This window comes from Akkermansia muciniphila (assembly GCF_040616545.1).
Classification (GTDB): Bacteria; Verrucomicrobiota; Verrucomicrobiia; order Verrucomicrobiales; family Akkermansiaceae; genus Akkermansia; species Akkermansia muciniphila_E.
This window is the reverse complement of sequence record NZ_CP156688.1, coordinates 1,042,295-1,063,623: the sequence shown is the minus strand read 5'-3', so window position 1 is coordinate 1,063,623 and position 21,329 is coordinate 1,042,295. Positions and strand designations below refer to the sequence as shown.

Genomic DNA, 21,329 nt, shown 5'->3' with positions numbered 1-21,329 from the left:
CGGGAGCGTCCCTTCCCGGAACCCGGGAAGGGAACAGAAGGCCAAGGGTTCAGCTCTGCCGGAAAGACAGGCGCCTGCGGGGGTAAAGCGGCTCGCATCCTTTTCCGGTTCCGCGGATGTCCGCCTCAGGACAGGTGCATTCCTCCCGTGACGCCGAAGACTTCCGCAGTGATGAAGCTGGATTCCTGGGACGCCAGGAAGACGTACAGTCCGGATAGTTCCACAGGCTGTCCGGCGCGCTTGAGGGGCGTTTTTTGGCCGAATTCCGGCAGGTCTTCCTGAAGCTGGCCTCCCGTCACCTGCAGGGGCGTCCAGACCGGGCCCGGCGCCACCACATTGACCCGGATTCCCTTGGAGGCCACCTGCTTGGCCAGGGCGCGGCTGAAGGCGATGATGGCTGCTTTCGTGGAGGCATAGTCAATCAGGTTTTTGCCCGGCTGATAGGCCTGGATGGAGGAACAGGTGATGATGCTCGCCCCGGGCTTGAGGTGGGGGAGGACGGCCTTGGCAATCCAGAACAGGGAGAAGACGTTCACTTCAAATGTCTTGGTCAACTGCTCCGTGGTAATGTCCTGAATGTCTTCCACGGCCACCTGCTTGCCGGCCACCAGCGCCAGGATGTCCAGGCCGCCCAGTTTTTCCAGCGCGTCCCTGATGAGCTGCTTGCAGAAGGATTCATCGCTGAGGTCTCCGGGCAGCAGAACGGCCTTTCTCCCTTCCTTCCTGATCAGTTCCGCCACTTCCTCCGCGTCGCTTTGTTCTTCCGGAAGATAATTCAGGGCCACATCCGCTCCTTCACGGGCATAGGCAATGGCGGCCGCGCGGCCTATGCCCGAATCCCCGCCCGTGACCAGGGCTTTCCGGCCGCGGAGCTTGCCGGTACCCTGATAGCTTTCTTCCCCGGCGTCCGGCACGGGCTTCATTTCGGATTGCAGGCCGGGGGCTTCCTGCTGCTGTTTTTCATACCCTTCCCGGTGGAATTCATGGCGGGGGTCCTGCATCTTGCGAATATCTTTTGTGCTCATTTTTTCATTAATCGTGCTGTTGGCGCGGTACTGCCGGAAGAATGAATATTCCTGCCTGGCGGCTCCATTTCTTCTCCGGTGTTCCGCTTCTCTTCTCCGTGATGACCGGAGCCCGCGTTATCCGTTCAGGGGAAGACGGGTTTTTATGCTAACATGTCATTGATATTCATGGATATAATGTTATTCTGAATAATATTCCCCTTGATCAGGATAAAACTTTCCAATCCCGCTCTTCCTTGAATACTTTTAAATTTCTCCAATTTGTTATCAGGAAAAATTACCGGATGGAAGGTCAACCGGCAGGGCGGTTGCTTCAGGACAATCCGTAAATAAAATACCCGGCCAATCCCGTCAGGCTCATCAGCAGGATGGGGTTCATCTTCCATTTCCGCAGGATGAACAGGGCCGCGCTGAAGAGGATGATGCTCGGAATATCCACCTCCGTGATGGCGTGCCAGTCAAAGGTGCCGCAGAAGGTCAGCATCAGGATGGTGCCCCCGGCGGACATGATCAGTCCCACGGAAGCTGCTTTCAAGCCTTCCAGAACCCCGGAGACGTAAACGGACCTTTTGTGCCTCTGGAAAAAGAGGTGCAGCAGCAGCGCCGCGGCCACGCCGGGAATGATGCATCCCAGGGTGGCCGCCACGGCTCCGGGAATGCCGGCGATTTGCAGCCCCACGAAGGTGGAGGTGTTGATGGCCAGCGGCCCCGGCGTCATCTGGGAGATGGTGATAATATCCGTAAAGACCTTCTGCGTAATCCAGCCCTGGTGAATCACCACCTGGTCCCGGATCATGGGGATGACGGCGTAGCCGCCCCCGATGCTGAACGCGCCGATCTGGAGAAAGACGCTGAAAAGCTGCCAGAGCGCCTGCATCATCCGGCCCTCCTTCCCAGCGTTCTCCGGACGTGCCAGAGGCTCAGGACGCAGCACACGGCCAGAATGGCGGCGATGTTGAGGCGGAAGATGAAGCTGGCCAGGAACGCGCCCGGCACCAGGGCATTCAGCAGGGCGGATTTTCTGCGGAGAATCATCTGCCACATGTCCGCCACAATGTCCACAATGAGCGCCGCCACGCCCGCCTGCATGCCGCGCAGCACCGCTTCCACGGCGGTATTGGAGCTGAAGGCGTCATACCAGACGGATACGATGGAGAGGATGATCAGCGGCGGAATGACGGCTCCCAGGCAGCTGGATACTACGCCGGCCATGCCTGCGGTCCGGTGCCCCGCCAGCGCAGAGAGGTTGACGGCAATGGCCCCGGGCGCAGATTGCGCGATAGCGGCCATGGACAGAAGCTCCTCCTTGGAAAACAACCGTTTTTTCCGGACAAAGTACTTGCTGATCATGGGAACGACAATGTAGCCGCCCCCAAAGGTGAAAGCTCCGATGAACAGGTTAATCCAGAATAACCAGAGGCATCTTTTGACTTTTTCTCCTGTCATGCGGATTACGTTTAAGGGGAGGAAATGGCGCTGCGGGTTCCGGCTTTGCCGAAGAATGGACGCCGTTTTCAGGAGGGAGAATGTCTTAATGCCCCCGTGCTGCTTCCTTTTTCCAAGGATGATGGAACACGGCAATCCTACCACAGCCGCCGCTGGAATTCCATGCCATTACACCCGCAAAGGCAAAAAATATGGGAAGGAGGAGTTTCCTGGCCCTGGCAGCGCGGTGGTATCGTGAAATTTTTGCACGCCGGGAAACGGGCACAAAAAATCCGGCGGGTTTTACCTGCCGGACGTAAAAAATAAAGGAAGTAGAAGGTGGAAAATTACTCGTCCCCTGCTGTGTTCCGGTTAAGGAAGAAAAGTGCAGTTACTTTTTTTCCCGTTCCAGTTCCGCTTTACGGGCCAGGATTTTGTCCATGACAGCCTGGCGGTCTTCTTCCGGGATTTCCACGGGATTGCCGCGGTAATCGCTGGTCATGGCGGCCAGGGCTCCTCCAACGTGGTGCATGTTGAAGATAGGCAGTTTCCAGGTGGAAGGCTTTTCAGGGTCCGGCACGTACGCGAAGTCGGAAGCAGGCCATTCTTCCCCGTCCACTTCTTTCGTTTTGGGTTCTCGATCACGGTCCATAAGGAATGGACAATCCTGTCCGCCGCCATGGTGAAAAATGGCGGGAATAAGACGCACAAATCCGCGTGTCCGGCAGAAGAATGCCTTTTTCTTTTTCTCATTTTGAATGGAACGGAAAGTTCCGGCGTCTGTTGTACCAGTCATGCAGGCCGGGATGATCTGCACAGGGAAGGAAACCGTGGGAGCGGCCTGCGCCGCTTCCGCTTTTTGCTCTTTACAAGAGGGCCGGGATGGATGAGCATAACTGCATTAATTTATAATTATTCTTATTTATGGAAAGTACCTATCAACATGCCCAGCTTCCGGAAGACCGCATTCCCGCCTTGCGCGTGGAGCCCATGCCCGCGGATACCAATCAGAGCGGGGAAGTGTTCGGCGGCTGGGTGATGAGCCAGGTGGACCTTGCGGGCGCCAATACGGCCATGCGTTATGCCCTGAGCCGCTATATTGTGACGCGTGCGGTCAGCAGCCTGACGTTTGAAGCTCCCGTGCTGGTGGGGGATGTAGTTTCCTTTTATACGGAGATTATCAAGGTGGGGCGCACTTCCGTCACGGTGAAGGTGGAGGTGTACGCGGAACGCCTGACGAAGCTCTGCAACAACATCGCCAAGATTACGGAAGCGGAGCTGGTTTACGTGGCCCTGGGGGCGGATAAGAAGCCGATCACCCTGGAAGAGTCCCGCGCCCAGTTTGCGCAGTGCTGCTCCATTGATACGGGAGAGAGCGTTTCCTGTTCCTGAACGGGTGCGCCTCTCCGGCATCAGGCCGCTTTTTTCCGTTTGCGGGTAATGCCCTTGTCCTTGTCCACCAGGGCAAAGATGAAGGAGCTGGCCGCCGCCGTGATGCCAATGGTGACGAAGGTGGCGTGGAAGGCAGCTTCCACCGCTGTTCCGGACGTGGCCGAGTGGCCGCCGAAGCTGTCCAGCAGCAGGGAAGCCGCGGCGATGCTGACGGCGATGGATAATTGCATGATGGTGGAGAGCAGGGAGTTGCCGCTGCTGGCGTCCGAGTTGGGGAGGTCGATCAGCGTCAGGGTGTTCATGCAGGTGAATTGAATGGAGTTGGCTCCCCCCAGCAGAGCCAGCATACCCAGCAGGGTGAGTTCACTGGTGCCGGGGCCGACGAAGTAGAACGCCGCCAGCAGGGCTCCGATGGTAAAAGTGTTGACCACCATGATGTTCCGGTAGCCGAATTTGCCGAGCAGCCGCGGCGCGACCGTTTTTGCCAGCAGGTTGCTCAGCGCCAGGGGGATCAGGGACATGCCGGATTGAAGGGCTGAGTAGCCCAGCACCACCTGGAAGAAGAGCGGAATCAGGTAAGGCAGGCAGCTTCCGCCCAACCGGCAGACGATGTTGCCCGCGATGCCGATGGCGAAGTTCCTGATGCGGAACAGGGCGGGGCTGAAGAGGGGCGCCTTTAACCGGAACGCCAGCGCCCAGTACAGGAGCTGAAGCACGCCTCCGGCAGACATGAGCAGGATCATGCGTTCCCTGTCTTCCGTGCCTCCTGTGGTGGAGAGGCCCATGGTGACCAGCACGGCGGAGGAGGAGAAGAGGAGGAACCCGGGCCAGTCAAATCCCTGTTCCCGGACGGCTTTCAGGTCCGGCATGATTTTCCAGGTGGCCCACAGGCCCGCGATGCCCACCGGAATGTTGATCAGGAAGATCCAGTGCCAGGAGGCGTACTGGACGATGATGCCGCCCAGCACCGGACCCAGGAGCGGCCCCAGCAGCGCCGGAATGGTCACGATGTTCAGGACGTTCACGAACATGGAGCGCGGGTAGGAGCGAAGAACCACGAGCCGCCCCACAGGCATCAGGAAGGCGCCCCCGATTCCCTGGATGACGCGGCAGGCGGTCATCATGGGGACGGAGGTGGAGAGGGCGCAGAGCAGGGACCCCGCGGAGAAGACGGAGATGGCGAAGAGGAAGGTGCGGCGGGAGCCCAGCTTGTCGGAAATCCACCCGGAGGCCGGGATCAGGACGCAGACGGTGAGCATGTACGCCGTTACCAGGGAATGGAGCTGGAGCGGGTGGCTGTGGAAGCTCCGGGCGATGGTGGGAATGGCCGTGTTCAGGATAGTGGCGTCCAGCATCTGCATGAAGAATGCGGATGCCACCAGAAAGGGCAGGTAGCGCAGCGCTTTTGAGGATGTCTGCAATTTTTCCATGGACGGCCACCGCCAGTATCCGGCTGGGCCGCGCCGGGGGCAAGGCAGATGTTTGTCCGGGATGCTCCCGTTTGTTTTTCCGGGAGTCTGCGGGGGCGCCGTTTACGCCTTGGGAGGTTCCGGAGCGCGGCGGCCGAGCACGCGTCTGGAGAGCCACGCGCGCACGGGTTCGTCATAGAGCTTCAGGCACCCGTAGGCCACGGCAATGCAGAGGAAAAGGACGCCCACCGCCACGGGGAGAGCCCGGGAAAAGGGGACTTCCGCGTCGTGCACCCATGCCAGGTAGATGTAGACAATGGGATAGTGGGTGATGTAAAGGGGGTAGGAGATGTTTCCCAGGAAGCGGCTGGCCCGGGAGGAGATGTCTCCGGGGATGTCGCTGGCCCCCATGAAGACCACCAACGGGAAGATGATGATGATGCAGAAGGCGTCATACAGGCCGTTCAGATGGAAATTTTCCGCGCCGCCCACATGCGGCATGGCCAGGGCCGCCGCCAGAAGCAGGCTGCACCACCAGAAGCCGTGCCTGATCCGTCCCGGCTTGCACAGCCGGAACAGGAGCAGCCCGCCGAAGAAGGGGAACATGAGCCGCGTGAGGCCCACGCGGCATTGTTCCACGTCCAGCGTCCAGCCGCCGATGTTGTTGCCCTGCGTGTAGCATTGGTGGATGAGGGCGCATCCCGCCAGGAATACCAGGACCGCCAGCCATCTGCTGGTGAATTTCCTGATGAGCACGGCGTAAAGGATGTTGGCGATGTATTCGAAGAAGAGGGACCAGGCAGGACCGTTCAGGGGGTGCATTTCCGTCCACCCCCGGATGTCCAGGGAGACGGGCACGGGCAGCAGGGTGAACCCCACGGTCATGACCAGCAGCATTTTCCACACGGGGGTTTCCGCCAGGTTAGGGAAAATCTCGGAGCCCTGGAAGTAGAAGAGGATGCCTCCCAGGAGCATGCCCATGACCACCATGGGCTGCAGGCGCACCAGCCTTCGCTTGCAGAAGTTCCATAGGCTCATTTTTCCCCAGCGGTTGTCATAGGCGTATCCGATGACGAATCCGGAGAGCATGAAGAAAAAGTCCACAGCCAGGTAGCCGTGGTTGATGATCTGGTCCGTATGGAATTGGAAGTCCCTTGTGCTCCCTTCAAACATGTGGAACAGGACCACCATGACGGCCGCCACGCCGCGCAGGCCGTCCAGGGCGGCATAATGCGGTTTGGGAGCCAGGACAGATGGAGAGAGGGGAACCGGAGCGCTCATGGTATAAAGTACGGCAAAAAATGATCGTGCTTGCAGAGAGATGGATGATATTTGCGTGGCGCGCAGCCGCGGTGCCGGAAGGGCCCTTCCTGCGGAAAAGATCCCGGTGCGGGGCTGTGCTGTAGCGGTCCGCCCGGCAGGCGGGCAAACCGCCTCCTATATTCCACAGGGGGGAAGGGAGGTAAAGAAAAATGAAGAAATGGAGAGGGATTTTCGCAGTCGCCTTTTCCGGAGTGGGGAACAGGTTCCTGCAAAAACGGTCCGGGGGGACTTACGGAACGGGCGTGAGCACCACGGATTTCGTCTCCGCCCCGCTGGTGATTCCCTTGACGGTCAGAGTGCATTTCCCCGGCGGCAGCGTGATGGTGCCGGGGGAGTATTTGACGAACCGGGACCAGCCCCCGGTGCCCGGGAAGGTGAATTCCGTCAATTGGTCATTGACGGAATAACCCAGCTTGAACAGGGTGGAGGGAGCGTCCGCGATGGCGTAATCCGTCGTGACCGTGTAGGTGCCGCCTTTTTTGGTGTAAATGTCCCAGCTGACGGAATTGAAGTGGGACAGGACGGTGAATTTCCCCATGTCTTTTGCCAGGGCGCGGGTGACGAGGCAGTTTTCAGGCAGAAGCGTGATTTTGCCGCTCGCGGCGGCCCGGACTACCGGGAAAATGGCGGTGGGAATCAGCCGGATATAGCGGACGTAAATGCCGTCCCTTCCTTTTTTCTTCAGCGTGAAGGTTTGCTTGCCCTTGGCCAGGTTCATGCGGCCCAGGTGGTAGATGCCTCCGTCTGCCGTGCCGCCGCCGGAGGTGGGCACGTTCCACAGGAAGGGGGCGCTGCCGCCGCATTTCAACTCATACTGGGCGGTGGCGGAAGCTGTCCAGGGGAACGTGTACCAGACTTCAATGACGTATTCGCCGTCATTAGCCACGTTGACTTCCCAACTGGCGCCGGAGTCTTTTTCCGCCATGCCGGCAATGAATTTGCTGGACTGTATTTTTGCCAGCTTGCTTTTGGAAAGCTCCGCGTCTTCAGCCTTCATCAGGATGGCCTTCCCCTGGATAACGCCGGAGGAGGCCGTTTTAATTAATCCGTCCGCCGGAAATTTGGCCTGGGCGGTCATGCAAAGAAGCAGGGAGGCATGAAGAAGGAAGAGCAGTTTCATGTTGGATATGGGTGTTGATAGTTGAGAAACAGAGATGAATCTTCTCAGGTCTTGTCCTTCAAGATACCGTTGCGGTCAATAAAAAAGTGGAAGATTTTTCCGTATTTTTCCCGGCCACCAGGGTGGAGCAGCTGCATGGCCATCCGCAGAATCCCTGTTGTGAAGGCTCCAGGGAAGGGATTTTTGGGCAGAAAGGAAGCGCCGTGTCCCGGTACGGAGTATTCTGGAGATTCCAAGCCGGAGGCAGAGGAGGAAAAAGGTAAAAATCTGCTTGTCCTCAATGCATCAGGAGCATTTAATCAATGATAGCCGGGCAGTGGTCCGGCGTAACCCCAACTACGATGATGATGAACTGTTATTTGCTGATTTTCCTCCTGTCCGGGATGGGAGCGGGAATGCTGAAGGCTGAAAAAACGCTGTCCGACTTTGACCGGGAGCCTTTTGAGCAGCCCCTGATCAGGCCCGGAAAAACGCTCCTGTCCCCTGCGGCGGCCCGTGTGGAAGCCTATATGGAAAGCCTGCCTCCCGGAGAACGGGAAAACGCGTCCGTTCCCTGTTTGGTGCAGGTGAAGGACGTGGCCGCAAACAGCTGGCCCGGTGTGAAGGGGAAAGCGGGAACGGACTGGATTGCTGCGGAGCTGTTTTTCCAGCTCAACGGCTGTTCCGTTTCCCTGGAGAGGCAGCTATTTCAGAATGCCAGGAAACCCGTGGTTCCAGTCGGTTCGCGGCTGTTGTTTTCCGGCTCCCTGCCCGCTGGCGTGCTCCGGAACTCCCTGCTGCCGGGGGAGACGTATGAAAACCCGGAAAGGGCGGATAAAATTTGCCGGGCCGTTTTTAAAAATTTAAAGAAAGCGGAAGGCACGCCTCCCTCCATTCCGGATATGGCGCCTGCTTTGCAGGAGAAATACATGAAGAAAAATCCTGCCGCCGCTGTGGTTCCGGCCGCCCTGCTGAAGGAGATTGCCGGGGATGGATACCGCGTTCGTTCGGAATCGTTGCCGAATGGTATGAGAGCCGTGGTTTTTTCCTGCGGGGCGGAAGAAAGCTGCCTGGCGGCCAACCGGCGCTGGATGGAGCTGGTTCCCCTGCCGGAGGAAGATTACTTCATCGTAATCAACCATCTGGACGGTCACACGGCGACCCTGCTGCTTTACCGGGTCGTCAGGCATGAGCATGAGGTTTCCAACACGGATGAAGGTACGGCGGAGGCCTCCCTTCCGGAGATTTCCGTGGAATGCGTGTACCGGGCCCCCGCCATTTACAACGTGGTGTGGTGGCTGGGGGGCTGGGATTATGAAAGGAACGTGATGCGCGTGGTGCGCCGGGAGATGATGGAGAAGCAGGGGTATGAAACTGTTTTTTATGACGTTCCCATCCGGTAGAGTATCGGGAAACCGGGCTTTTCAGCACGGCCTCATGCTTTTACTGGTGGAGGCTGACCCGGTTCACCAAGGGTTTGCCTTCCAGAAAATCCCGGATGTTGTGCAGGGTGACTTCCGCAATATTGTGCAGGGCCTCCTTCGTGAAGAAGCCCTGGTGGGAGGTCAGGATGACGTTGTTGAAGGAGAGCAGCCGCGCCAGGGTATCATCATCAATGATTCTGTCTGATTTGTCTTCATAAAAATATTCCCCTTCCTCTTCGTACACGTCCAGGCCGGCGGAGCCCACTTTCTTTGATTTCAGGCCGTCAATCAGCATCTCCGTGTTGATCAGCTTGCCGCGCCCCGTGTTGATGATCATGACGCCGTCCTTCATTTTGCGGATGGAGTCCGCGTTGATCAGGTATTCCGTTTCCGGGGTGAGGGGGCAGTGCAGGGAGATGATGTCGGACCGCGCGTAAAGGTCGTCCAGCGTGGTGTACGTGATACCGGCTTCTTCCGCAAAGCACTGGTCAGGGTGCGGATCATAAGCCAGGATGTTCATGCCGAAGCCCTTGAGGATGCGGATGAGGATTCTGGCGATTTTACCCGTGCCGATGATTCCGGCCGTTTTCCCGTTCATGTCAAAGCCCATCAGGCCGTGCAGGGAGAAATTGCCGTCCCTGGTGCGCCAGTAGGCGCGGTGTATCTTGCGGTTCAGGGCCAGCATCAGCGCTACGGCATGTTCCGCCACCGCGTAAGGGGAGTACCAGGGAACCCGCACGACGGGCAAATCCTCATCTTCCGCCGCTTTCAGGTCCACGTTGTTGAATCCGGCGCAGCGCAGGGCCAGCAGCCTCACGCCGTTTTCCTTCAGGCTCCGGATTACTTCCCTGTCCGCCGTATCGTTGACGAAAATGCACGCCACGTCCATGCCGCGCGTCAGCGGAACGCTGTCCGGAGTGAGGTGCCCCTTGAAGTAGCGGATGTCGTAATGGAAATCGCGCTCGTTGGTCGGGTTGAAGGAGTCCCGGTCGTAGGGTTTGGCGTCAAAAAACGCAATGCGGCAGAATGGGTCGGTCATGTGGAAGGAAAAAGGGTTGAGTGGCTTATGGTTTTTTAGCTGCCTGCCCCTGGCTGGCGACGGCTTCCATGCGTTTGCGTATTTCATCCGGATCCCCCAGGAAATAGTCTTTCTTGAGGTTCATGGAATCGTCAAATTCGAACACGCAGGGAATGGCGGTGGGCAGGTTCAGGGAAAGAAGCTGTTCATTGGGAATGTGTTTCAGGTACTTGATCATGCCGCGCAGGGTGTTGCCGTGGGCTACGATCAGGATGTTGTCCAGCGTCCGGAGGGAGGGCAGGATGGTTCCCTCCCAGTAGGGCATCATGCGGTCAATGGCTTCCTTCAGGGATTCCGTCCGCGGAAGCTCTCCGGCGGGCACGCCTTTATAGCGGGGGTCCCATCTGGGGTTGGCGGGATCATCCTCCGCCAGGGGCGGCGGTGCCACGTCATAGCTGCGCCGCCAGACCAGCACCTGCTCGTCTCCGTATTTTTTGGCTGTTTCACTTTTGTTCAATCCCTGCAGCATGCCGTAATGCTTTTCATTCAGCCGCCAGCTTTTGGCGACGGGAAGCCAGTCCTGGTCCAGGCGGTCCAGCACGCAGTTGAGCGTCTTTACGGCACGCTTGAGATAGGAGGTATAGGCCTGGTCAAAGGCCAGCCCCTTGTCTTTTAACAGGTCGCCCGCGTGGTACGCTTCCTCCACCCCCCGTTCCGTCAGGTCCACATCCGTCCATCCGGTAAATCTGTTTTCACGGTTCCACGTGCTTTCTCCATGGCGCAGAAGAACAATCGTTTTCATATCGCTGAATTTAGACACCCGGCTTCCGGCATCCGCGCAAAGGAAGGCGGGCGTATGACATGATTGCAGGCTCCGCCACGGGAGGAATTCGTCCTGAAAAGGCCCCCCGGCCCGCAGGTGCGGGAGCATATGTGAAATTGTGATTGGCAACCGTCTTCAAATGGATTAACAGTTCATCATGATGAAGCAATATGGGTTCAGGTGTGCCGCCGCCCTGATGGCCGCCGGAGTGGGAGCGCTCGCCTGGGCCGGGCCCGAGGCCGTCCAGAATGTGCAGAAGCCCGCTCCTTCCGGGGGTGCTCCCGCCGTGTTCAAGTTCGGCGGGGAAGGGAATCAGGAGTTCATGCTGAACGGTAAGCCGTTCCAGATCCGCGGCGCGGAGATGCACCCCCAGCGCATTCCCAGGGAATACTGGAGGCACCGCATCCGGACTGCGCGGGCCATGGGCCTGAACACCATTGCGTTTTACGTGTTCTGGAATGACCATGAGCAGCCGGACGGCAGCTTTGATTTCAAGACGGGCAACCGTGACCTGGGGGAGTTTCTCAAGATTTGCCAGGAGGAAGGCATGTGGGTTCTGTTCCGCCCGGGCCCCTATGTGTGCGGGGAGTGGGATATGGGAGGCCTGCCCCATTATCTGCTGAAGGATCCCAAAGCCAAGTTGAGAACCACGGAAGACTCCAAATTCATGAAGGCGCAGACGCGGTACCTGGAGGCGGTGGCGCGTGTGGCGGAGCCGTTTTTAGTGAAGAACGGCGGTCCCATCCTGATGACCCAGCTTGAAAACGAATACGGCAGCTACCAGCGGAAGGACCGCAAGTACATGGAATGGCTGAAGGCGTTCTGGACCAAAAAGGGGTTCGGCCCCTTTTACACGTCCGACGGCGCGGGAGAACATTACCTGAAGGGCGTTGTGCTGCCCGGCGTGGCCGTGGGGCTGGACCCGGGCCTGAACGACGGCCACTGGAACGTGGCCAACAAGTGCAATCCGGGCGTTCCCGTCTTTTCCTCGGAAACGTATCCGGGCTGGCTGCGGCACTGGGGGGAAGGGAACTGGGCGCCCACTCCGGAAATCGTCAACCACGTTCGCTGGTTTATGGACAAGGGGCGCTCCTTCAGTCTGTTCGTGTTTCACGGAGGCACCAACTTCGGCTTCACGGCAGGGGCCAACAACGGTGGGCCGGGACAATACCAGCCGGATGTTACAAGTTACGATTACGGCTCCCCCGTGGATGAGCAGGGCCGGATGAATGAGTATTACACCCGGATGAGGGAAATTATTCTGGAAAAACTGCCCGCGGGCGCCGCCGTGCCTGAACCTCCCGCGGATATTCCGGCCATGGAGATTCCGGAGTTCACGCCCGTGGTGCATGCCGGGCTCTGGGAGAACCTGCCCCGGCCTTTCCGGTCCAAGTTCCCGCAGCCTCCCTATTTTGAGCAGTGGAACCAGAACCAGGGAATGGCTGTTTACAGCACTACGGTTCCCGCCGGTCCGGCTGAAAAGCTGGAATTGAGCAACGTGAATGATTATGCCCAGGTATACCTGAACGGGGAACTGGCAGGCACGCTGGACCGCCGCCTGGGGCAGAAGAGCCTGGAACTGCCGGAACGCAAGAAACCCGCAACGCTGGAAATCCTGGTGGAGGCCATGGGCCATATCAATTTCCACATCAGCATGGAGAGCGACCGCAAGGGGCTGCACGGAGACGTGAAGCTGGGGAAGCGTGAGCTGAAGAACTGGACGGTGAGGGCGCTTCCCCTGAAAGCCGCTTCCATTGTCCGGGCCCCCAGGGGAAAAGGCCCTTCCGCAAAACGGGAAGGCGCGCATTTCCGGGCCGTGGTGAATATTGATGAGCCGCAGGATACGTTCCTGGATATGTCCCGCTATGCCAAGGGGTATGTTTGGGTGAACGGCATTAACGTGGGGCGGTACTGGAACGTAGGGCCCCAGTTAAGGCTGTATGTTCCGGCGCCCTTCCTGAAAAAGGGAGAGAACGTGATTGATATTCTGGACCTTCATGAGAAGGAGCCCAAGCCCATCCGCGGCATGAAGGAGCGCAACAAGGAGCCTGGAAAGATAGATACCAAAAATCTGGACAACCAGTGGTAAAGCCGCCGGGCTTTCCGTCCGCGGTCCCGGAAGAGACTTTTTCTCCATGAAACCGCCCCACGGGGGAAAACGCGGCCTGGGGTCAGACGCCCTGAGCCTGCCGTTTTTTCCGGAATTCCTCTTTGAATGCCTTCCAGTCCGTGGTCCTGACCAGCTCCGCGAGATTGGAGTAGTAGGATCGGTGGTGCCCGAAGCGCTCGTCCATCAGTTCCTCAAGGGCTTTTTCCGGCGTCCAGCCCTGCATGACGATGCGGTACGCGGCGCAGACAATGCCGGTTCTGTCGGAGCCGTGCCAGCAGTGTACCAGGATGGGCTTGGGTGCGCTGCTGATGACCAGCAGGCAGTCCATGAGTTCCTCCCGGGACACGTTTCCGGCCGCCAGCTTCCTGCGGTACAGGCGCAGTCCGGTGTGTTCCGCTTCATCGGCGTCGCTGTGGTATTCCCGCAAGTTCAGGACGGATTTGAGCCCCAGCTTTTCCAGGGCCTTGAATCCGCGGCTGCCGGGCTGCCCTGAACGGTACAGTTCAGCACTGAGGCGGTAGCAGTTTTTGGCGTCTTTGATCTCAACGGGGCTCGGAACTTCCGTCATGGTTTCTGCACAGGCAAGGGAAAACGAGGCCGCCAGGACGGCAAGCACCATGGATTTCCGGTTCATGGCCCTTTTCAGGAATTGGAAGGATAGCCGACGCTCTGGGCGTACAGGACTTTTTTGAAGACGGGGAGCCGGAGACGGCGCTGAAGGTATTCGGCATCCAGCATGGCCCGGAAAACGGTGCCCAGCCCCGCCGAGGTGCAGAAGAGGTAGACGTTTTCGCCAATGAATCCCACATCCGCGGCGGCGGTGACCTGTTTTCTTTTCGCGTCAAAGTCTCCGGGCTGTTTGGACTGGTCCACCACATAGACGAGGTTCAGGGGCGCAGTGCCCACAAAGTCCTGTGTTCCCGTTGCGGCCCTTATGTCACCCTGGACGACTTGATGCAATTTGTGGGTTTCCGGCTTGTAAAGATAGGCTCCTTCCGGAAGAACTACGTAGATTTCTATTTCATTGGAATTCCGTGAGGACGGCGCCGTGCGGTAGTCCGGGTCATCCCGGGTGACGCCTTGCGCCGCCCAGAGCAGGGAAGACAGGACTTCCACCGGAATGGGCTTGTCTGTAAAGGACCGGGTGGAATGCCGTTCATTCAGAACCTGCATGAGGGGCTTGCCGCCCTTTTTGTCCGGCGCGGGCAGCATGATGTCATCGCTGAGGGCTGTTCCGGAGAGGAGGCTTCCGGAGAGAACGGCAAGAGAGGAACAGAGGGCATGAGAAATATTCATAGGCGGGGAAAAACGTACAATGGTTATGGGATAATCAGCGTGATACTTGTATTTTTTTCATGTTTTTGGAAGCGCATGAAAACTTAATCCTATAAAATGGCTATGAAAACACAAGGAAAAAGCGCCAGGACTGGTTCTTAACAGGTTCCGCAGGATGGGGGATATGAAAAAGACCAGCGTTTCAGGTTGACCTGGGAAAGGTAATGCGCTTTTATGTCAGGCGGAATGAGGTTGAAAAACCTTTTTCTTCCTTGTCCAGGCTGCTCCAACCCTCTCAACCCGTATCCGATGAATCCTGCCAATCCCTTGCGTCCCGGTTCCCCCAAGCGTAAAAAATCTTCCTCCGGGGGAATAGTCATAACCATCATTCTGGTGCTGGCTCTTGCCGGCGGCGGCGTGGTTTACCACCGCATTTCAGTTCAACGGGCGGCGGAGGCCGCAGAACTGGCGGCCAGAAAGGAGGCGGAGGCGAAAGCGGCCCGCGCACGGAAGGCCGCTGAGCTGGAGGCGGCGCGCAGGGCGGCGGAGGAACGGGCGCGCGCGGAGGCGGCTGAAAAAGCCCGGCTGGAAGCGGAACGCCTGGCCGCGGAAGAAGCCGCCAGAAAAAGGCAGCAAAAGAAGCCGGAGGAGGTGAAGCCCGCGCCCGCGGAACCGAAGGAAGAGCCCGTGGTTCAGGAGGAAGACCCGCGGCTGGAGATTTTCAAGAAGCCCGTTCTGCTGGTCAGCCTGAAGGCCAGTAACGCCGCCAATAGAAAGCTGTTTACGGACGCCTTCAATCTGGCCCTGGAAACGGGCCGCTATGACCTGTACGCTGATTTTCTGCGGTCCAATCTGGAACGGGACGCCGTGAAGGTCATTAAATTCGGCAAATTCGACGTGTCCATGTATGACCAGAGCCCGTATCTCATGCGCGCCAATGAGTTGTACCAGCTCATCAGCAAGGTGGGAGCGGAAACCATTCAGGAGCAGCTCAAGGAGAGTTCTCCCAGATATTTTTATCCATGGCTTTTTTCAGACCCCTCCGATCCCCTGAGGCTGTTCCTGCGCACGATGGCGCGGGAACAGACGCCGAAGGAGCAGTGGGGAGGCATTCTGCGGAAGTGGGCGGAGTTCTGGATGAAGACCTCCGCCATGCCCCGGAGCAAGTATTCCTCCCTGGCGCTGGCCTGTGCCATGCTGGATCCCCGCATAGCCGCCAGCCCGTCCAGGCTGCGGGCCTCTTCCTCCACCAGTGTTTCCACCACTCCCCTGACGCTGGAACAGGTGTTCGAATACTTTGTGGAGATGGATGAAGCCCATGAGCTTCTTACAGATATTACCAAATTAAGCCCTTCCGAGCTGCTCTTTGTGGTGGACGTGCGCCTGCCAAGGTCGGAGATGGACTGGGCGCGCAAAAAGGTGCGTCTTACCCGGAAGGGCTGGGGCGGGGCCTATTCCATGATCCGCTACCGGATGGACCGAGCCGCCCTGGGCAAGGACCCGTACACGAACTATACCTTCCAGGAGATTCTGGATGAAGGCGGCATCTGCATGGACCAGGCTTATTTTGCCGTAAATACCGCCAAATGCAACGGCATCCCCTCCGCCTACGTTACCGGGGACGGCAACCGCGGCCCGCACGCCTGGATCAATCTGCTGACGACGGATGAAACCTGGCAGTCCTATGGCGGGTACGGATATAATACGGGGCATTTCTCCCATCCGCACAACCGCAAATCAAAGCATGAATCCACCCTTTTGCAGGGCATGGACAAAAAGGTGAACGGGGCCCGGCTGGACAGCTCCCTGGATTATCTTTCCCTGGCGGACCTGTTTGAAGAAATGCAGAAGCCGGATTGCGTCCGGGTCATGCTGGAGGCCGCCACGCAGGCCACCCCCGGAAGCCCCCTGGGCTGGGAACGCCTGATTGCGCTGATGAGCCGCCCGGAAAGCGGCACGAAGCTGGAGGAATGGGATGCGCTGGTTACGATGATCAAGCGCAAGTTCCGCTCCCGTCCGGACTACTTGGCCATGGCCGCCCGCGTGGAGGATGAATACATTTTCCCCATGCGGGACGCCTCCACCAACAAGCGCAACGTGGCCCGCGACCTGAAAAAGCTGGAAAAGGAGACGGACGAGGGCCGCAGCGACCTGACTTCCGCCGCCATCAAGCGGCAGGCGGATATTCTGATGGAGAACGGGGACAAGGCCGGGGTGGCTTCCCTGTACCGGAAATCCATGAAGGATTACGCGCGCCGGGCAGAAGTGTTTGAGGCGCTGATGGGGCAGTATTACCAGTATGTTTCCCAGGACCAGGAGGCCGTGCTTCAGTTGGCCAAGGAAGCGGAATCTTCCTACAACCGTTATATCCGGACCAAGTCGGACGATTATTTCAAGGTGAAAAAGGAGGTCGCCATCCAGAAGAAGATTGCCGGGTATTATGAGAAGGGCGGCAATGAAAAGAAGGCCGCCTCCCTGCGCAAGGATGCGGAAAAGCGGGAAAAGAACAGCAAGAAGGGCATCAGGGAAGAGAATTAGCCCGGCAACGCCTCCCGCGGCCCCTGCATTTCCGCGAAGGGCTGCCGTGCCTCTCTCCGGCTGCGGCATACCCGTGGAATGAACGTTTTTAGGCTGGAATGCTGTCTTATCTTCAACTAATAAATGACCTGTATGTCAAGAGAACCTTACGCGAACTTCTGGCCCAAAGTGGCGGATACCGCTTTTGTGGCGGACAGCGCCGACCTGATCGGAGATGTCACCATTGGAGAACACGCCAGCATCTGGTACCATACCACACTGCGCGCGGACATCAACAAGATCGTTATTGGGGACTACTCCAATATCCAGGACAACAGCTGCATCCACCTGGCGGACGACTTCGGCTGCTACGTAGGTAATTACGTGACCGTGGGCCACGGAGTGATCCTGCATGCCTGCACCGTGCAGGATAATTGCCTGATCGGCATGGGTTCCATCATTCTGGACGGCGCGGTCATCGGTGAAGGCTCCGTGGTGGGCGCGGGTGCATTAATCACCAAGGGCACCGTCATTCCTCCCAATTCCCTGGTGCTGGGCTCCCCCGCCAAGGTGGTGAAGGACCTGGGTCCGGAATCTGCGGACAACAACCGCAAATGGGCTGAAAAATACGTGAAGGTGGCTGCCCGCTACACGGAACGCGTTATCAATCCCGGTTTTTAACATCTGATTTCCTCCCTCCATGCCGGATGAAAAGCTGATCACCCTGGAACCGTACGCCCTGCTCTATACCCGGGCCGGGGCCGGGGTATGCCTGCGTGATCCGCTGTCCGGCAAGGTGGGCGTTATCTTCATGGAGCTGGCGGACGGCATGGCGCTGGAGCGCATCCTGAACGGGGAACGCCCGGTGCGGCCGGATACGTCCTCCCTGCTGGGGCATTTTCTGTCCGCCATGGAATGCCGGGTAAGGCTGGTGCTCATCAACGGGCGCAAGGATGAAGTCTTTTACGCGCGCGTGGCTGTGGAGGCCGCCAATGAAGTCATGGACAAGCTGGTGGAGCTGGACGCCCGCCCGTCAGACGCCCTGATGATTGCCGCCCGGTCCGGAACCGGCATTAAAATTGTTCCCGCCGTCTGGGAAAGCATGGAGAACATCCTGCCCCAGCTGGAGCAGCTTGACTCGGATTCCCCGGACAGCCGCGCTCCGGTGTATGTGGGAGAGCCGTAGGGCGGCGTTCCGTGCTTCGGCACCGTGCCATTTCCTGCCCGGCGGCATGAATTGCGGCATAAGGATTTCCTGCCGATGGGCGTACCCATTTTTTATAAAAAAAACTTGCTAAGGCGCGGGAATCCCTATACATTCGCCGCACATCACTTCAAGTGGGTAGATTCCCGAGCGGTCAAAGGGGGCAGACTGTAAATCTGTTAGCATTCGCTTTCGAAGGTTCGAATCCTTCTCTACCCACCACTTTTCTTTTTAAAACGCGTTCTTTCCGGGAGCGCGTTTTTTATTGCGCGCGCCGTTGCGGATTCATGACGCCGGGGGGGGGCAGTACGGCCTGCGCGCGGCGCATGGCCCGTTCCCTGGCCGGATATGGGGAGCGGAAGATGCTGCGCGGATGACTTGTTCAGCCTATCGACAAGGTGTACGGGACATGTTAGAAACTTCCTTCCCTATTTTCACCTCTACCGCTTATTGACATGTTGACCACGCTTCTCATCCTGGGAGTATCCGCCGTTTTGTTCGTTCAGGGGAGAATCCGTTCGGATATTGTCGCGCTCTGTTCCCTGCTGTGCCTGATCGTGTTCGGGATTTTAAGCCCGGACCAGGCGCTTTCCGGGTTTTCCAATTCCATCGTGGTCATGATGGTGGGGCTTTTTGTGGTGGGGGGAGCCATTTTCCGGACGGGGCTGGCCAAGATGCTGGGCGGCAGGATCATGAAGCTGGCAGGCAAGAGCGAGCTGCGGCTGCTGGTGCTGACCATGCTTGTTACGGCGGGCATAGGCGCGTTTGTCAGCAATACGGGAACGGTAGCCCTGATGCTGCCCATTCTGGTGAGCCTGGCTGCGGACGGCGGCATCCAGACCAGCCGCCTGCTTATGCCCATGGCGTTTGCCAGCAGCATGGGCGGCATGCTGACGCTGATCGGCACTCCCCCGAACCTGGTCATCAATAACCAGCTTCAGGAGGCCGGCATGGAGGGGCTGGGCTTTTTCTCCTTCACTCCCATCGGCCTCGTCTGCATCGTGACGGGCGTTCTGGTGCTGATTCCCCTCAGCAGGAAGTTTCTGGGCCATCATGACGACAAGACGGAACATGAGGCCAAGGGGAAGTCTCTCAGCCAGTTGATTGACGAGTACCAGATTATCAACAATCTTTACCGCCTCCGGGTGGTGGAGGATTCCGCCCTGACGGAGAATCCCCTGCATGACCTTCATATTCCGGACCGCTACCACGTGAACATCGTGGAAGTGCGCCGCAGGCATTCCAGCCGCCATTCCTTCCTTCAGACGGTCAGCCAGACCATGGCGGGCTCGGACACGCGGGTGGCCAGGGGGGACGTCATTTACGTGATGGGGGAGTTTGAGGACGTGGACCGGTTCGCGCGGGAATGCGGGGCGGAGATGATCAACCGGAGGACGTCGGAAGACACGGACTCCATGCTGAAAAGCAAATTGAAGTTTGACGAGATAGGCATTGCGGAAATGCTGCTGATGCGCAACTCGGACCTCATCAACATGCCCGTGAAGTCTTCCGGACTGCGCGCCAAGTACGGCGTCAACATTCTGGCTATCCAGCGGGACAATCATTACATTTTCCACAATTTGAAGGACGTCAAGCTCCAGTACGGGGATACGCTGCTGGTTCAGGGAACCTGGGCGGATATTGCGCGCCTGAGTGAAAAGACCTTTGAATGGGTGGTGGTGGGGCAGCCTCTGGCGGAGGCGTCCAAGGTGACCCTGACGCACAAGGCCCCGCTGGCCGCCGGCATCATGGTGCTGATGATTGCGGCCATGGTGTTTAACTGGGTTCCCGCGGTGGCGGCGGTGCTGATTGCCGCCGTGCTGATGGTGCTGTGCGGCTGCCTGCGCAACGTGGAGGAGGCGTACCGGACGATCAACTGGGAAAGCATTGTGCTGATTGCCGCCATGCTTCCCATGTCCGTGGCGCTGGAGAAGACCGGCACCTCGGAGGTTATCTCCCACGGGCTGGTGGCCGGGCTGGGCGGCTTCGGCCCGCTGGCCCTGATGGCGGGCATTTACTTTACGGCGTCCCTGCTGACCATGTTTATCAGCAATACGGCCACGGCGGTGCTTCTGGCCCCCATCGCCCTGCAATCCGCGGTGAGCATGGGCATCAGCCCCTATCCGCTGCTGCTGGCGGTTTCCGTGGGCACCAGCATGTGCTTTGCCTCTCCCTTCTCCACGCCGCCGAACGCGCTGGTCATGCCCGCCGGCAAGTATACGTTTATGGATTACGTGAAAGTGGGCGTGCCGCTCCAGGTGATCATGGGCCTGGTCATGGTGGTGGTGATTCCGCTGTTTTTCCCCTTCGCAAAGGCCTAGGCCGGAGAGCCGTTCACGCAGCGGAAAGGGCGTATGGCAGGGTAATTTACATGCATTACCAGAAAAAGAGAGACAAGAGGAACGTGCGGGAGTAGAAGAGGATTGTTTAAGAACCCCCATTTTATCATGAAGTATTTGCTTATTGTTCTGGCCGCTGCGTTCGCCATGCCGTCCATGGCGGAGGAAGACGCTCCCAAGAGAATGACTTCCGCGGAAAAGAAGGCCGCCCTCCTTGAAAAATATGATACCAACAAGGATGGCAAGCTGGATGCCGAAGAGAAGGCCAAGATGAAGGAAGACTTGAAGAAGCAGAAGGAGGAGGAACGGGCCAGGAAGCACGCCTCCCGCAAATCCGACTAAGGGTTTATTCCTTGGCGGGTCATCTGCTTTCCGAACGGCTTGAACCGGGTTCAGGCCGGAGGGGGAACTTGTGCCTGTTCATATGATGAATTACGGAATTTGGACCAGATGGGCCGCGGCGGCCGTGTTTGCCGGCCTGGCTGCCTGCACGGCGGAGGAGTGGGCGCAGTTTAACCGGGAACTGGAACAGAATCAGCGGGCCGCCGCCGAACGCCGGGTCAAGTACCGCAAAGTCAGGCTCCAGTGCTCCGACTGGGAGATGGCGGATACGGCTGCGGCCTCCCTGTCGTCCAAGGGGTTCCAGGTCATGTACCCCGGAGAGGATGGCTACGGGGCCGTGGCGACCGTCAGCAAGACGGCGCAGGAGCATGTGCTGATTCGCAACGGGAATTATTTTACCACGCTGCACGGGCCCAATACCCGGCCCGGCTACAGGACGAAGGTTACCGTGACCGTGCATAATTTGACGGGCAGGAAGCTGGCTGAATACCAGGGGGAAAGTGTTCCTTCCGAATCCTTCCACCGTTCGGAAGCGGCCCGTTCCGCCTGCCGCAAGGCTATCGGCAGAATGCCGTCCAGCAGCTCCATTTACTGGTAGGTAATG

21 protein-coding genes and 1 tRNA gene are annotated in these 21,329 nt (G+C 58.5%); 11 read left to right on the top strand and 11 right to left on the bottom strand.

What is annotated here, in order from left to right:
• Positions 1-125: 125 nt before the first annotated feature.
• From ABGM91_RS04360 to ABGM91_RS04350, 3 genes are all read right to left on the bottom strand, one after another.
• Positions 126-1,025 carry an SDR family oxidoreductase gene (locus tag ABGM91_RS04360; RefSeq protein ID WP_354833966.1) on the bottom strand — a complete coding sequence of 300 codons (900 nt, stop codon included), beginning with the start codon at positions 1,023-1,025 and terminating at the stop codon, positions 126-128.
• A gap of 313 nt (positions 1,026-1,338) precedes the next feature.
• A complete protein-coding gene (locus ABGM91_RS04355; protein ID WP_354834812.1) occupies positions 1,339-1,902 on the bottom strand; it encodes a chromate transporter in 564 nt (187 codons plus the stop codon).
• Positions 1,902-2,471, bottom strand: a complete 570-nt coding sequence (locus ABGM91_RS04350) for a chromate transporter (RefSeq protein ID WP_354833964.1) — start codon at positions 2,469-2,471, stop codon at positions 1,902-1,904. The genes ABGM91_RS04355 and ABGM91_RS04350 overlap by 1 nt, the downstream gene beginning before the upstream one ends.
• A gap of 24 nt (positions 2,472-2,495) precedes the next feature.
• On the opposite strand from ABGM91_RS04350, the gene ABGM91_RS04345 reads away from it, so the two are divergent.
• A complete protein-coding gene (locus ABGM91_RS04345) occupies positions 2,496-2,777 on the top strand; it encodes a hypothetical protein (protein ID WP_354833962.1) in 282 nt (93 codons plus the stop codon).
• A 64-nt stretch (positions 2,778-2,841) separates the two neighbouring features.
• Here the strand turns inward: ABGM91_RS04345 and ABGM91_RS04340 are convergent, their stop codons facing one another.
• Positions 2,842-3,102: a hypothetical protein gene (locus ABGM91_RS04340; protein ID WP_215426816.1), complete on the bottom strand. Its 261-nt coding sequence runs from the start codon at positions 3,100-3,102 to the stop codon at positions 2,842-2,844.
• 272 nt (positions 3,103-3,374) lie between these two features.
• Here ABGM91_RS04340 and ABGM91_RS04335 point away from each other — a divergent pair, with 272 nt between their 5' ends.
• Positions 3,375-3,842: an acyl-CoA thioesterase gene (locus tag ABGM91_RS04335; RefSeq protein ID WP_290565217.1), complete on the top strand. Its 468-nt coding sequence runs from the start codon at positions 3,375-3,377 to the stop codon at positions 3,840-3,842.
• Positions 3,843-3,862: 20 nt separating this feature from the next.
• On the opposite strand, the gene ABGM91_RS04330 is transcribed toward ABGM91_RS04335, so the two are convergent.
• From ABGM91_RS04330 to ABGM91_RS04320, 3 genes are all read right to left on the bottom strand, one after another.
• Positions 3,863-5,272, bottom strand: coding sequence for a DHA2 family efflux MFS transporter permease subunit (locus tag ABGM91_RS04330; protein WP_354833960.1), 1,410 nt, complete (start codon positions 5,270-5,272; stop codon positions 3,863-3,865).
• A 102-nt stretch (positions 5,273-5,374) separates the two neighbouring features.
• Positions 5,375-6,532: an acyltransferase gene (locus tag ABGM91_RS04325; RefSeq protein ID WP_354833958.1), complete on the bottom strand. Its 1,158-nt coding sequence runs from the start codon at positions 6,530-6,532 to the stop codon at positions 5,375-5,377.
• A 271-nt stretch (positions 6,533-6,803) separates the two neighbouring features.
• Positions 6,804-7,694 carry a hypothetical protein gene (locus ABGM91_RS04320; RefSeq protein WP_354833956.1) on the bottom strand — a complete coding sequence of 297 codons (891 nt, stop codon included), beginning with the start codon at positions 7,692-7,694 and terminating at the stop codon, positions 6,804-6,806.
• A gap of 302 nt (positions 7,695-7,996) precedes the next feature.
• Between ABGM91_RS04320 and ABGM91_RS04315 the strand changes: the two genes are divergently transcribed.
• The gene (locus ABGM91_RS04315; protein ID WP_354833954.1) at positions 7,997-9,076 is read left to right on the top strand and encodes a hypothetical protein; all 1,080 of its coding nucleotides are present in this window, start codon (positions 7,997-7,999) and stop codon (positions 9,074-9,076) included.
• A 40-nt stretch (positions 9,077-9,116) separates the two neighbouring features.
• Here the strand turns inward: ABGM91_RS04315 and ABGM91_RS04310 are convergent, their stop codons facing one another.
• Both ABGM91_RS04310 and gpmA read right to left on the bottom strand, forming a co-directional pair.
• Positions 9,117-10,136 (bottom strand): 2-hydroxyacid dehydrogenase, encoded by a 1,020-nt coding sequence (locus ABGM91_RS04310; protein ID WP_354833952.1) that lies wholly within the window; start codon positions 10,134-10,136, stop codon positions 9,117-9,119.
• A gap of 25 nt (positions 10,137-10,161) precedes the next feature.
• Positions 10,162-10,917: a 2,3-diphosphoglycerate-dependent phosphoglycerate mutase gene (gene gpmA, locus ABGM91_RS04305; protein ID WP_354833950.1), complete on the bottom strand. Its 756-nt coding sequence runs from the start codon at positions 10,915-10,917 to the stop codon at positions 10,162-10,164.
• 178 nt (positions 10,918-11,095) lie between these two features.
• On the opposite strand from gpmA, the gene ABGM91_RS04300 reads away from it, so the two are divergent.
• Positions 11,096-13,027 (top strand): beta-galactosidase, encoded by a 1,932-nt coding sequence (locus ABGM91_RS04300; protein ID WP_354833948.1) that lies wholly within the window; start codon positions 11,096-11,098, stop codon positions 13,025-13,027.
• 82 nt (positions 13,028-13,109) lie between these two features.
• Here ABGM91_RS04300 and ABGM91_RS04295 read toward each other — a convergent pair whose 3' ends face one another.
• Entirely contained in the window at positions 13,110-13,682 is a 573-nt protein-coding gene (locus tag ABGM91_RS04295) for a tyrosine-protein phosphatase (protein ID WP_354833946.1), read from the bottom strand.
• Positions 13,683-13,690: 8 nt separating this feature from the next.
• Positions 13,691-14,344 carry a nitroreductase family protein gene (locus ABGM91_RS04290; RefSeq protein ID WP_354833945.1) on the bottom strand — a complete coding sequence of 218 codons (654 nt, stop codon included), beginning with the start codon at positions 14,342-14,344 and terminating at the stop codon, positions 13,691-13,693.
• Between the two features lie 288 nt (positions 14,345-14,632).
• Here ABGM91_RS04290 and ABGM91_RS04285 point away from each other — a divergent pair, with 288 nt between their 5' ends.
• The 7 genes from ABGM91_RS04285 to ABGM91_RS04255 all read left to right on the top strand — a co-directional run bounded on the left by ABGM91_RS04285 (position 14,633) and on the right by ABGM91_RS04255 (position 21,323).
• The gene (locus ABGM91_RS04285; RefSeq protein WP_354833943.1) at positions 14,633-16,861 is read left to right on the top strand and encodes a hypothetical protein; all 2,229 of its coding nucleotides are present in this window, start codon (positions 14,633-14,635) and stop codon (positions 16,859-16,861) included.
• Between the two features lie 132 nt (positions 16,862-16,993).
• Complete coding sequence (locus tag ABGM91_RS04280) at positions 16,994-17,521, top strand: gamma carbonic anhydrase family protein (RefSeq protein ID WP_251841345.1); 528 nt, start codon at positions 16,994-16,996, stop codon at positions 17,519-17,521.
• Positions 17,522-17,540: 19 nt separating this feature from the next.
• Entirely contained in the window at positions 17,541-18,026 is a 486-nt protein-coding gene (locus ABGM91_RS04275; RefSeq protein ID WP_290565207.1) for a bifunctional nuclease domain-containing protein, read from the top strand.
• 154 nt (positions 18,027-18,180) lie between these two features.
• Positions 18,181-18,266, top strand: a tRNA-Tyr gene (locus ABGM91_RS04270).
• 233 nt (positions 18,267-18,499) lie between these two features.
• A complete protein-coding gene (locus tag ABGM91_RS04265) occupies positions 18,500-20,365 on the top strand; it encodes an SLC13 family permease (protein ID WP_215426831.1) in 1,866 nt (621 codons plus the stop codon).
• 126 nt (positions 20,366-20,491) lie between these two features.
• Positions 20,492-20,725: a hypothetical protein gene (locus tag ABGM91_RS04260; RefSeq protein WP_215426832.1), complete on the top strand. Its 234-nt coding sequence runs from the start codon at positions 20,492-20,494 to the stop codon at positions 20,723-20,725.
• 82 nt (positions 20,726-20,807) lie between these two features.
• Entirely contained in the window at positions 20,808-21,323 is a 516-nt protein-coding gene (locus ABGM91_RS04255) for a hypothetical protein (RefSeq protein WP_354833939.1), read from the top strand.
• Positions 21,324-21,329 lie beyond the last annotated feature (6 nt).

Coding starts and splice junctions, on each gene's coding strand:
- ABGM91_RS04275 (WP_290565207.1), top strand. CDS start 17,541: ATGCCGGATGAAAAGCTGATCACCCTGGAACCGTACGCCCTGCTCTAT.
- ABGM91_RS04350 (WP_354833964.1), bottom strand. CDS start 2,471: ATGACAGGAGAAAAAGTCAAAAGATGCCTCTGGTTATTCTGGATTAAC.
- ABGM91_RS04320 (WP_354833956.1), bottom strand. CDS start 7,694: ATGAAACTGCTCTTCCTTCTTCATGCCTCCCTGCTTCTTTGCATGACC.
- ABGM91_RS04285 (WP_354833943.1), top strand. CDS start 14,633: ATGAATCCTGCCAATCCCTTGCGTCCCGGTTCCCCCAAGCGTAAAAAA.
- ABGM91_RS04325 (WP_354833958.1), bottom strand. CDS start 6,532: ATGAGCGCTCCGGTTCCCCTCTCTCCATCTGTCCTGGCTCCCAAACCG.
- ABGM91_RS04345 (WP_354833962.1), top strand. CDS start 2,496: ATGGCGCTGCGGGTTCCGGCTTTGCCGAAGAATGGACGCCGTTTTCAG.
- ABGM91_RS04340 (WP_215426816.1), bottom strand. CDS start 3,102: ATGGACCGTGATCGAGAACCCAAAACGAAAGAAGTGGACGGGGAAGAA.
- ABGM91_RS04355 (WP_354834812.1), bottom strand. CDS start 1,902: ATGCAGGCGCTCTGGCAGCTTTTCAGCGTCTTTCTCCAGATCGGCGCG.
- ABGM91_RS04360 (WP_354833966.1), bottom strand. CDS start 1,025: ATGAGCACAAAAGATATTCGCAAGATGCAGGACCCCCGCCATGAATTC.
- ABGM91_RS04295 (WP_354833946.1), bottom strand. CDS start 13,682: ATGAACCGGAAATCCATGGTGCTTGCCGTCCTGGCGGCCTCGTTTTCC.
- ABGM91_RS04290 (WP_354833945.1), bottom strand. CDS start 14,344: ATGAATATTTCTCATGCCCTCTGTTCCTCTCTTGCCGTTCTCTCCGGA.
- ABGM91_RS04280 (WP_251841345.1), top strand. CDS start 16,994: ATGTCAAGAGAACCTTACGCGAACTTCTGGCCCAAAGTGGCGGATACC.
- ABGM91_RS04300 (WP_354833948.1), top strand. CDS start 11,096: ATGATGAAGCAATATGGGTTCAGGTGTGCCGCCGCCCTGATGGCCGCC.
- ABGM91_RS04265 (WP_215426831.1), top strand. CDS start 18,500: ATGTTGACCACGCTTCTCATCCTGGGAGTATCCGCCGTTTTGTTCGTT.
- gpmA (WP_354833950.1), bottom strand. CDS start 10,917: ATGAAAACGATTGTTCTTCTGCGCCATGGAGAAAGCACGTGGAACCGT.
- ABGM91_RS04255 (WP_354833939.1), top strand. CDS start 20,808: ATGATGAATTACGGAATTTGGACCAGATGGGCCGCGGCGGCCGTGTTT.
- ABGM91_RS04315 (WP_354833954.1), top strand. CDS start 7,997: ATGATAGCCGGGCAGTGGTCCGGCGTAACCCCAACTACGATGATGATG.
- ABGM91_RS04310 (WP_354833952.1), bottom strand. CDS start 10,136: ATGACCGACCCATTCTGCCGCATTGCGTTTTTTGACGCCAAACCCTAC.
- ABGM91_RS04260 (WP_215426832.1), top strand. CDS start 20,492: ATGAAGTATTTGCTTATTGTTCTGGCCGCTGCGTTCGCCATGCCGTCC.
- ABGM91_RS04330 (WP_354833960.1), bottom strand. CDS start 5,272: ATGGAAAAATTGCAGACATCCTCAAAAGCGCTGCGCTACCTGCCCTTT.
- ABGM91_RS04335 (WP_290565217.1), top strand. CDS start 3,375: ATGGAAAGTACCTATCAACATGCCCAGCTTCCGGAAGACCGCATTCCC.